This is a genomic window from Mucilaginibacter sp. (genome assembly GCF_028288105.1).
Classification (GTDB): domain Bacteria; phylum Bacteroidota; class Bacteroidia; order Sphingobacteriales; family Sphingobacteriaceae; genus Mucilaginibacter.
Map to the genome: position 1 here is coordinate 1 of NZ_JAQBOI010000211.1, position 9,190 is coordinate 9,190.

At 41.0% G+C, this 9,190-nt stretch carries 13 protein-coding genes; 5 read left to right on the plus strand and 8 right to left on the minus strand.

The annotated features are described in order from the left end of the window. Positions 1-192 precede the first annotated feature (192 nt). The 4 genes from JWQ85_RS14280 to JWQ85_RS14295 all read right to left on the minus strand — a co-directional run bounded on the left by JWQ85_RS14280 (position 193) and on the right by JWQ85_RS14295 (position 2,768). Entirely contained in the window at positions 193-630 is a 438-nt protein-coding gene (locus JWQ85_RS14280; RefSeq protein ID WP_299469084.1) for a DUF4923 family protein, read from the minus strand. A 77-nt stretch (positions 631-707) separates the two neighbouring features. Beyond that, the gene (locus JWQ85_RS14285) at positions 708-1,169 is read right to left on the minus strand and encodes a DinB family protein (protein ID WP_299469087.1); all 462 of its coding nucleotides are present in this window, start codon (positions 1,167-1,169) and stop codon (positions 708-710) included. Positions 1,170-1,213: 44 nt separating this feature from the next. Then, on the minus strand, positions 1,214-1,705 hold the full coding sequence (locus JWQ85_RS14290) for an isoprenylcysteine carboxylmethyltransferase family protein (protein WP_299469089.1): 492 nt from the start codon (positions 1,703-1,705) through the stop codon (positions 1,214-1,216). Between the two features lie 4 nt (positions 1,706-1,709). Beyond that, positions 1,710-2,768 (minus strand): 3-oxoacyl-[acyl-carrier-protein] synthase III C-terminal domain-containing protein, encoded by a 1,059-nt coding sequence (locus JWQ85_RS14295; protein WP_299469091.1) that lies wholly within the window; start codon positions 2,766-2,768, stop codon positions 1,710-1,712. Positions 2,769-2,896: 128 nt separating this feature from the next. On the opposite strand from JWQ85_RS14295, the gene JWQ85_RS14300 reads away from it, so the two are divergent. From JWQ85_RS14300 to JWQ85_RS14310, 3 genes are all read left to right on the plus strand, one after another. After that, entirely contained in the window at positions 2,897-3,673 is a 777-nt protein-coding gene (locus JWQ85_RS14300) for a DNA-formamidopyrimidine glycosylase family protein (protein ID WP_299469093.1), read from the plus strand. A gap of 160 nt (positions 3,674-3,833) precedes the next feature. After that, positions 3,834-4,310, plus strand: a complete 477-nt coding sequence (locus tag JWQ85_RS14305) for a PA2169 family four-helix-bundle protein (RefSeq protein WP_299469095.1) — start codon at positions 3,834-3,836, stop codon at positions 4,308-4,310. Beyond that, complete coding sequence (locus JWQ85_RS14310) at positions 4,310-4,630, plus strand: hypothetical protein (RefSeq protein WP_299469097.1); 321 nt, start codon at positions 4,310-4,312, stop codon at positions 4,628-4,630. Before JWQ85_RS14305 ends, JWQ85_RS14310 begins: the two co-directional genes overlap by 1 nt. 319 nt (positions 4,631-4,949) lie before the next feature. Here JWQ85_RS14310 and JWQ85_RS14315 read toward each other — a convergent pair whose 3' ends face one another. Further along, a complete protein-coding gene (locus JWQ85_RS14315) occupies positions 4,950-5,339 on the minus strand; it encodes a hypothetical protein (protein WP_299469099.1) in 390 nt (129 codons plus the stop codon). Between the two features lie 37 nt (positions 5,340-5,376). Beyond that, positions 5,377-6,009: an HAD family hydrolase gene (locus JWQ85_RS14320; protein WP_299469102.1), complete on the minus strand. Its 633-nt coding sequence runs from the start codon at positions 6,007-6,009 to the stop codon at positions 5,377-5,379. Between the two features lie 254 nt (positions 6,010-6,263). Here JWQ85_RS14320 and JWQ85_RS14325 point away from each other — a divergent pair, with 254 nt between their 5' ends. Together JWQ85_RS14325 and JWQ85_RS14330 are read left to right on the plus strand one after the other, a co-directional pair. Then, on the plus strand, positions 6,264-7,139 hold the full coding sequence (locus JWQ85_RS14325; RefSeq protein ID WP_299469104.1) for an AraC family transcriptional regulator: 876 nt from the start codon (positions 6,264-6,266) through the stop codon (positions 7,137-7,139). After that, on the plus strand, positions 7,136-7,597 hold the full coding sequence (locus JWQ85_RS14330; protein ID WP_299469105.1) for a DUF983 domain-containing protein: 462 nt from the start codon (positions 7,136-7,138) through the stop codon (positions 7,595-7,597). The genes JWQ85_RS14325 and JWQ85_RS14330 overlap by 4 nt, the downstream gene beginning before the upstream one ends. A gap of 7 nt (positions 7,598-7,604) precedes the next feature. Here JWQ85_RS14330 and JWQ85_RS14335 read toward each other — a convergent pair whose 3' ends face one another. Beyond that, positions 7,605-7,970, minus strand: a complete 366-nt coding sequence (locus JWQ85_RS14335; RefSeq protein WP_299469107.1) for a response regulator — start codon at positions 7,968-7,970, stop codon at positions 7,605-7,607. A 56-nt stretch (positions 7,971-8,026) separates the two neighbouring features. Continuing rightward, positions 8,027-9,190, minus strand: a 1,164-nt coding sequence (locus tag JWQ85_RS14340; protein ID WP_299469109.1) for a PAS domain-containing sensor histidine kinase, incomplete at its 5' end; no start/stop codon positions are given.

The following is a 9,190-nucleotide window of genomic DNA, read 5'->3' on the forward strand; positions in this document are numbered from 1 at the left end:
CAGGTGTTAAACGGCATGGCAGAATATACAAAAACCGCCCACCAAACAGCGCTTAACAGTAAGCTGGAAGCACAATTGAAAGCTTACGAAACCAAGTTTGCGCCACTATTGGGGCAACGATAATTAATATCGCTCCTTAAAGTACAAAGCCCTGCCGATATTATCAGCAGGGCTTTTTATGATAGGTTGCAGTTATGGGTGAACGTAAAGTACGGTATCTTTCATATCACCGTTAATAACTTTAAGGCGTGTTGCTGATGATTCTAATACAACGTCCTTACGCACCGATCCATCCTCTTTGGTAAAGTCAATCGCTTTCCCATCGGCAGATAGCGTCCATTTGCCGGCTTTGTTGCCTTGCGTAGAAACGGTTTCGTAAGTATGGTCAGCTTTGATGTTTAGCCTTACGCCTTTTACAATACCTACTATCATTTCTTTTTGCGCGTTGATCTGGTCTTCAACGGCGGGGTTGGCTTCAACGGCTTTGTCAATCACCGCTTTTACAACTTTATTTACATTCGCGTCGTCAATTTTCCATGATCCAACCAGGTCTTTTTCTGATGTTGATACAATTGTAAAGGCAGATAATGCAACGATTGCAGCTACTGCTGTTAATAGTTTTAGTTTCATTATGTTCTTAGTTTGTTTGTTTTTGATAGTTATGAGGTTGTTTTGTTACAAACGTATCGATTATTTTTCCCCTGTAGTTACTTTAAAAAATCTTTCATCTGGTGTGGTAAAGGATAGGTTCCAGCCATCCGTCGCATTAAAATAGCCTCGCCTACGTGGAAGGATAAATGCACGGAAAGGTCCTGAACTATTTTTAGTTTTTGATTGATGGATAGGTCATTGCTATCAAATGCTGTTATCTCTTCTGCTAACTGCTGATGCTGATCTTTAAAGATAGCAAGGGCATTATTCAACTCCTGTTGACCTGACGGATTTTGGTCGTCTATCCAGGTTGCTTCCTCATTCAGCTCAATATGCTGTTGGATATCTTTTAGCTGTGTAAGCTGATAGTTTTGCCACGCAATCAAATGATTTAATATCTGCCAGATAGTTTTGGGGGAGTTTGTCGGCGTATTGCTTATTTCGCCTAAAGTAAGGTTATCAAATACTTTAAAGGTATCGAAAGAATGGGCAAACAGGGCTTGGTATTGGTTTGGCATAAGGTTGATTTACAAAGCTAAGCTAAAGCAAATCGGGCAAATTATCACATCGCCAAAACTTCGTTCTCTTTTTTGATGCGCACGGTAAGCATTATGGCGTTAAGTAAGGTAAACACTACAGCAGTATAATACAGTCCAAAGGCCAAAGGAATGATAGCTATCTCGCAGATAACAATAATGTAATTAGGGTGCTTTATATACTTATAAATACCAGTAGCAAACGGGCGGGTACCAGGCACTTTGTAAATTTTGGTATTCCAATAATGGCCCAGGGTGGATATCACGATGACCTTGATAACTATCAGCACAAAAAACAATACAATGAGCGTAAAGTTAACCGTAACATCATCTCGCAAAACATATTCTACAATAAGTGAAATAATGAATAACGTGTGCAACGCAACTATAAATGGATAATGTTCTTTACCATATTCAATGGCGCCATTTTTAAGCAGCCACTTTTCGTTTTTAGATGACACGTAAAGCTCGGCCAGGCGTTGAATAATAAGAAAAGTGATAAATATGGTAAATATCATCGGTTTAGTTTTTCATATCAAGTAATACCATCTCGCTGCTAAAGCCGGGGCCCATGGCCAGCATTAACCCATACCCATCCTCAAAACCGGTGGCTATAAATTTTTCCAGCACATATAAAACCGTAACGCTGCTCATATTACCGTTATCGTTCATTACTTCGCGGGTATTCTTTAAAAAATCTTCTTCAATTTGTAAGGCATCGGTATAAGCATCCAACACTTTTGTCCCACCGGGGTGAAAAATAAAATTCTTGATATCGCCGAGTTGCAAATCATGCTTTGCCAAAAAATCCTCAATATCCTTATTAATGTTTTGGTGTATAAACGTAGGGATATCTTTAGAGAAAACCACCTTAAAGCCGTCCTCGCTAAAATCCCAGCCCATTACCTCAAGCGAATCATAATACAATTTACTGCTGGTTGCCTTAAAAGTTATTTGTGGTTTAGGTTGCGAGTGGTTATCCCCTTTCACAATACAAGCCGCTACCCCATCCGAGAACAAACTCGACCCAATAAAATTACTCTTACTGTAATCGCTTTTTATAAGTGTGAGCGAGCAAAGCTCTACCGCTACTAACAACACTACCGCATCCGGGTTAGCCTTTGCTGCCATATTAGCCTTAGCCATACCAGATACCCCACCTGCACAACCCAAACCCCAAACAGGTGTACGATTAATCTGCGGGTTCAGCTGCATTTGATTGATAATAAGCGCATCTATGCTGGGTGTTGCCAGCCCGGTAGTAGACAGAAATATTATGTCGGTGATATCTTCTTTATTAATATCTGCCTTTGCTATAACCGCCTCTGCTGCCTCAACCGAGTATTGCAGCGCCAGCTTAATATACTCGTCGTTGCGTTGCTTAAAGGTTGTAGTTTTGGCATAGTAGCTTAGTGGTTTAACAAAATTACGGGTTACTATGCCTGTATTATCAAAGGCCTGTATCAATCTGTCAACCTGCGGGAAATCTACAAAGAACATAGCTCGGGCCTGTTCTTTTACGGCTTGCTGGTCAACTTTATCGGGAAGATCTATCTTAGAAACTGCTGCTATAAATGGCATTGATAATTATTTTAATGAAGCCTATAAACAATACGTTAGAAAGTTGGCTTTGGTTGACAACTTTTAATAAAGACTATTGTTTTATCTATCATCAAGCTTAATTTCGTAAACAAATAATACCAAGCACCATGCCAGAATTACCCGACCTGCAAGTCTTCAGCCACAACCTTGATAAAAAATTAGCCGGTAAAACGGTTAAAGAAGTTAATGTGCACAAAGCGCCGAAATTAAACGTAACACATACAGAATTGCAAAGCACCCTGCAAGGTCAAAAACTGTCTTCGGTTTACCGCGACGGCAAAGAGCTGTTTCTTAAATTTAGCAAGGGCGATGTACTTGGCCTGCATTTAATGCTGCATGGTAAGCTGTTTTTATTTGAAGGGAAAAACGATAACAAATACCCAATTATTGAATTGATATTTACGGATGATACCGGCCTGGTGCTTACCGATTTCCAGGGGATAGCCACCCCTACTTTAAACCCCGAAGCAAAAGATTCGCCGGACGCGCTATCACCTGATGCAGGTTTAGATTACCTGAAACAGAAGCTGGGCAAAACAAAAACCAATGTTAAAACCGTTTTGCTGGATCAGAAAATAATTCGTGGCATTGGTAACGCTTATGCTGATGAGATACTTTGGGATGCAGGGATATCACCCTTTTCGGCAAGTAATAAAATACCCGATGATAAAGTGAAAGATCTGGTTAAATCCATTCACTCTGTTTTGAAAGATGCCGAAAAGCAAATTATCAAATCAAACCCGGATATTATTGCCGGTGAAGTACGTGATTTTATGCTGATCCACAACTCCAGGAAAAAGACCAGCCCCAAAGGTGCCGAAATACTGGTTAAAGAAGGTTCGCGGAAGACGTATTATACGGAGGAACAGGAGTTGTATAGTTAGGTATATGAAGCCTCGCCCTGCCCTCTCCAAAGGAGAGGGTTCTAAAAATTTCAAAGTCCTCTCCTTTGGAGAGGATTTAGGTGAGGCTTTCCTTTATTTTCCATTAACTTAAAACATTTAATTTAAACATCATGTTTAGTAGATACAAACATCTACTATTATGGGAACTTTACAACATGTACAACACCAGATCGATGCATTAAACGATCTGATCAAGATAAATAACGACCGCATTGCAGGCTACGAAAAAGCGGTTGAAAGCACCGAAGACCGGGCTTTGAAAACTGTTTTTGAAGGTTATATAGACCAAAGCAAAGCTTATGTTAACGAACTAAACGACTACATTCACCTACTTGGTGGCTCGCCTACCGATGGCACCACCCTTTCAGGTAAGTTTTACCATGCCTGGATGGATGTAAAATCAGCTTTTACCAAAAATGACAGCCATTCGGTACTATCCGACTGTGAACGCGGTGAGGATGTTGCCAAAAATGCTTATCGCAAAGCATTAGATGACAAGGAACTGATTTGGGAAGATGAGAAAGTAGTAGGCCTGCTTAACAACCACATGAATGGTTTAAAAATAGCGCACGATGCCATAAAAGCCCTGCGCGATTCTACTAAACAAGAAGCATAATGGATAGCCCTGATCAGGATTTTCTAAAAAATTATAAGCCCCTGCACGTACCACATAAGTACGATGCAGGCGCTTCGTTACAGGATAATGTAGTATACGCTTTAGCCCAGCTGGAATATGCCACCGCACCCGAAGTTGCCGCAAAAATGGATGAATTTGAACCGCAAACGGATAAAGCTACCCACCAGCAACAAACGCGTGATGTATTGGAGGGCCTGTTTAACAAAGGCCTGATAAAAGGTGATGACGAAGCGGAAAGGCAGTATAACCTAAGTAAGATCCTTACCCAAAATTCGGGCAAAGCAGATCCGTTGTTTTAATTTCCTTTTTTGTCATCCTGAGTTTTAAAATTTGTAAAGCCTTTGAAGGTGCAATGACATATTTTTAAGGAGCTGTGCAGCGTGACAGACTATATTATAGTCTATTTTACTTGTGGCGGTTTTGGATTTAATGGTGACGTTGTTTTGTCAGTGGCCTATTTTTAAACACCTTATTATCAATTGTTTATGCGTTCACAATGGCGTTCACGGCTGTGAACGTGAACACTTCACGCAATTTGCTAACAAATCATCATGGATAGCAATAGCCGAAGAATCTATTGGCTATATATACTTATCCGTTATAGATGCTTACAATAATTTACGGTGCCGTAGGCGATACCGGAATAACCGACATTACGCTATCTACCACAAAATTACTTACCCCACGCCATGGCAGCGTATGGAGGTATTCTTTATAATGCAGCTCCAGCATAGCACCTGCGCTATGGTTAAGCTTATCGGCCACCTTGGGGTCGGTTACCGAAAACATAAATTCGTTTGATGAAATGTTACCCTGCGTTTGGCTGCGGATCCCGCTTTGTATCAACCGGCCCTCGTAGGTTTTAAACATGTACCCCTTTTTAACAAAATAGTTCATGGTGCCGGCTTTTGTACCTTCGCCAAAAACAAAATAATAGCGGTAGTATACCACCCCTACAATCACAACGGCCAGTACCAAAAATATAATTGTTAAAACACGTCCTTTCATGATGTTAAAATTTATACGTAAAACTAACGTATTCAGCTTATAAGTTTACAAAATAGTTCACCAGCGAATTAAAATCATCAAATTTCAAATCATAATCTTCGGTTTCGCCAAAGCCATAACTTACAAATACAAACGGTATGCCTGCTAAACGGCTTTGCTCGCCATCGCCTGCGGTATCGCCAACATAAACCGGGTTTTTAAGTCCGTGCTTATCTATTAGCAGTTTTATGTTATGGTTTTTGGGCATAAAATTAACGCCGTGCGCCAGCTCATCCTTTATCAGGTCATCAATACCTGCCCAATCAATAAACTGGCGTATAATGCCTTTAGCACAATTACTGAGTATAAATAGCGGGTATTTCTCTGCCAATAATTTCAGGCCATCTTTTACACCATCGTACAAAACACCACCTTTTTCTTTTATCAGGTTGTGTCGCCTGCCGTTAACCAGGCCATAAATTTCAACGCGTTTATCGTGCTCAAACTCGGGCATTAAAATCTCGATAACCTTTTTGCCTTCCATCCCTACCATGCCTGCCAAAACATCACGTGTAATGGTTTTATCTATCCCCAGATCGGTAAAAACAACATTCCATGAGTGGGCGTAGGTGTCAACGGCATCCCACAGGGTACCATCCATATCAAAAATAAGGCTATCGGGTTTTTGCATGGGGTGAAATTAAACTTTAGTTTTTTAACCACAAAGAACACAGGGATATTCCTTCGAATTCTCGTTGAAGTCAACGCACTTTACCACAGAGGGCACAGAGTGAAAAACACAGGGAACACAAAGAATACAGCACTGTGAATCTCTGTGAAAAATCTCTGTGCCCTCTGTGGTTAAAGTAAATCCATCAGTAAAAAGTACCACAACAACAACATTCAACACCATTGCAATAGGTTATTGTTAAGTATCTTTGATGCATGAAAAAGGCGTTCCCGGTTTATGATATTTGTTCCCTGGCTGATCATCAGCACAGCGACCTGCTCATTAGCCGTTTTGCGCCCTATCTGCAAAAACATCAAAACCTTAGCCTGCCGCATAAGCATACCTTTTACCATGTAGTGCTTTTTACTGAGGGCGCGGGCAATCATTCCATCGATTTTAAAAGTTTCCCGGTTAAGCCTTACCAAATATATTTTATGGCGCCCGGGCAAGTACACCGCTGGAATTTTGAAGGCCTGGTTGATGGTTATATCATCAACTTTTCGGGGGAGTTTTTCCAGTCGTTTTTGTTGAGGCCCGATTATTTGGAGGGTATGCCGTTTTTTACCGGGAGTTTAGATGATGAGGTGATTGATCTGGCAGCCGATGTTCAGCAACAGGTTATAGGCTTATTTGAGCAATTGATAAACGAAAGCCACGAACATGGCCGCATGGGGATGGATATGATACGCACTCTTATGCTGCAACTATTTATTTTAGTGGCGAGGCAAAGTGAACAAAGCAACCAAATCACTGTGCCAACTTATAATTATACACTGCTGCAAAGCTTTAGAAAATTAACAGATAAAAACTTCACCAATTTAAAGTTACCAAAGGATTATGCCGCCCTGCTATACATTACCCCAAACCATTTAAATGCTTTATGTAATGATATGCTGGGGATATCTGCCGGTGAGGTAATACGCAATCGTATTATACTGGAAGCCAAACGCCTGCTGGTGAACCTTGATTTAAACATTACCGAAATTGCCGGTAAACTAAACTTTGCCGACAACTCCTACTTTACAAAATTCTTTAAAAAATATACCGGGATAACACCCGAGGAATTCAGAAAAAATCCGATAGCGCAATGACACAAAATAATATAAAACAGGAGGGTTATGTACCCGTTTTAGAAGCTTTTATAAAAGCTAAATGCCCCCGTTGCCGAAGGGGAGATATTTACTCTACCCCTACTTATAGTTTTGGCGGACAAAAAATGCACGAACGTTGCTCGCATTGCGGCCTGCATTACGAACGTGAACCAGGATACTGGTATGTGGCGATGTTTGTAAGCTATGCCTTTAACGTTGCCGAAATGGTAACATTTGCGGTAGGCCTGCATATATTAACGGGCTCAAATTCGCCCTGGGTATATGTGGCGGTATTAATGGGGGTTATATTTTTGCTATCGCCGTTTAATTATCGTTATTCAAGGGTGGCCTTGCTGTACTGGCTTACACCCGGTTTAAATTACGAACCATGGCGTGCAGAGGATAAGAGCAAAGTTAATCAGGCCCCAAAACTTCCTGACGGGGAGGTGCAAGCTTAATTGCCTGTTAGTGGGTTAATCTTTCAATTTTTTTCAAAAGCACATTCATTTCAAATGGCTTGGCCAGGAAGTCGTCAGCACCGGCTTCCATTGCCGAGTCTGCAATATCGCGGCTGGCAGATACCATTATTATAGGGATATTTTTAGTAGCAGTTGTAGCTTTTAGCTTGCGGCAAATATCGCGGCCATCCTCGCCGCTCATCCATATATCAAGCAAAAGCAGGTCGGGTAGTTCATCTTTCATATCCAACACAGTAGATCCGTCAACGGTAGTGGTTACTGTGTAGCCCTCAAATTCGAGCAGCATTTCTACAGCGTCCACAATACCGGGATCGTCATCGGCTATCATTATTTTTTTCGGTCTTTGGATCATGGTATTGTATAGTTTGAGTGCAGAACGACGGGCAGGTTTAAATTATTATTAAATAATTATTTCACCTCTGTTACTGTTTCAGTCACAGGTAACGAAAAGCAAAAAGTAGACCCCTTTCCTTCCGTACTGTTTACCCACATTTTACCGCCCTCGCGGCGTATTATCTCATTTGAAATGTATAACCCAAGCCCCAAACCGGGAAAAGTATGCTGCTTGCTGCCACTTACCCTATAAAACTGCTCAAACACTTTTTCCTTCTTATCATCGGGAATGCCGATGCCGAAATCTTCCACACATAATGTAACTATGTTGCCTTCCCGCCCTGTACTGATGATAATACGGTTAGAATGCGGGGAGTATTTGATAGCGTTTGTTACCAGGTTGGTTATTACCTGCCCAATCCGTTCTTTATCAGAATATATTTTGCCCGTATCTTTAAAATCCATTACCAGGATGTGCTTGTGTGTAGTAGCTTGTAAATCTTGTATGGTTTCTTGTACAGCCTGGTTAAAATCAAACCAAACTTTATTAAATAATATCCTGCCAGAGTTTATCTTGGTTACGTCTAACAAGTCGCCAATTAAATTGGTGAGGCGGTTTAGCTGCGCATCCATTTTCATTACCATCGCGGCTTTTTTCTCTTCACCCTCGCGGCTTAGCATGGCGCCAAGCACCTGCGCATAAGCTTTTATGCTGGTTACCGGGGTTTTTAACTCATGACTGGCGATGCCCAAAAAATCATCCTTTTGACGTTGCATCTGCTTTTGCTCATCAATATCTGTAGTGGTGCCAAACCATTTTACAATTTCACCATCGTTTATAAAAGGCAAGGCACGGGCAAGGTGCCATTTATAATTACCATTCTTATCGCGTAACCTAAACTCACACTGATAAATATTACCAGACTGTAATGCCCCTGCCCAGGCAATAATACAGCCCGACTGATCCTCGGGATGTATATAGTCCAGCCACTTTTCGCCTATTAGATCCTCCTTAGATAAACCAAAAAAGTTAATGGTTTGCTTATTTACATAATCAAGTTCACCTGTTGTTTTGGCCGTCCATAATTGTACCGGCATAAAATCGGTTACAAATTCAAACTGCTTTATTTGATCGTTCAATTCATCATTTTTAAGTTGCAGTTTAATATCGGTTATAGTTTTTTCGGTAACATCTGTACATGAGCCAACATAGCCCATAAAACGCCCTTCGCTATTATA

Excerpts from the sequence above, each read along its gene's own strand:
- JWQ85_RS14305 (WP_299469095.1), top strand. The coding sequence starts at position 3,834 with ATGGGAACTTTACAACATGTACAACACCAGATCGATGCATTAAACGAT.
- JWQ85_RS14310 (WP_299469097.1), top strand. The coding sequence starts at position 4,310 with ATGGATAGCCCTGATCAGGATTTTCTAAAAAATTATAAGCCCCTGCAC.
- JWQ85_RS14315 (WP_299469099.1), bottom strand. The coding sequence starts at position 5,339 with ATGAAAGGACGTGTTTTAACAATTATATTTTTGGTACTGGCCGTTGTG.
- JWQ85_RS14280 (WP_299469084.1), bottom strand. The coding sequence starts at position 630 with ATGAAACTAAAACTATTAACAGCAGTAGCTGCAATCGTTGCATTATCT.
- JWQ85_RS14335 (WP_299469107.1), bottom strand. The coding sequence starts at position 7,970 with ATGATCCAAAGACCGAAAAAAATAATGATAGCCGATGACGATCCCGGT.
- JWQ85_RS14325 (WP_299469104.1), top strand. The coding sequence starts at position 6,264 with ATGAAAAAGGCGTTCCCGGTTTATGATATTTGTTCCCTGGCTGATCAT.
- JWQ85_RS14290 (WP_299469089.1), bottom strand. The coding sequence starts at position 1,705 with ATGATATTTACCATATTTATCACTTTTCTTATTATTCAACGCCTGGCC.
- JWQ85_RS14330 (WP_299469105.1), top strand. The coding sequence starts at position 7,136 with ATGACACAAAATAATATAAAACAGGAGGGTTATGTACCCGTTTTAGAA.
- JWQ85_RS14295 (WP_299469091.1), bottom strand. The coding sequence starts at position 2,768 with ATGCCATTTATAGCAGCAGTTTCTAAGATAGATCTTCCCGATAAAGTT.
- JWQ85_RS14300 (WP_299469093.1), top strand. The coding sequence starts at position 2,897 with ATGCCAGAATTACCCGACCTGCAAGTCTTCAGCCACAACCTTGATAAA.
- JWQ85_RS14320 (WP_299469102.1), bottom strand. The coding sequence starts at position 6,009 with ATGCAAAAACCCGATAGCCTTATTTTTGATATGGATGGTACCCTGTGG.
- JWQ85_RS14285 (WP_299469087.1), bottom strand. The coding sequence starts at position 1,169 with ATGCCAAACCAATACCAAGCCCTGTTTGCCCATTCTTTCGATACCTTT.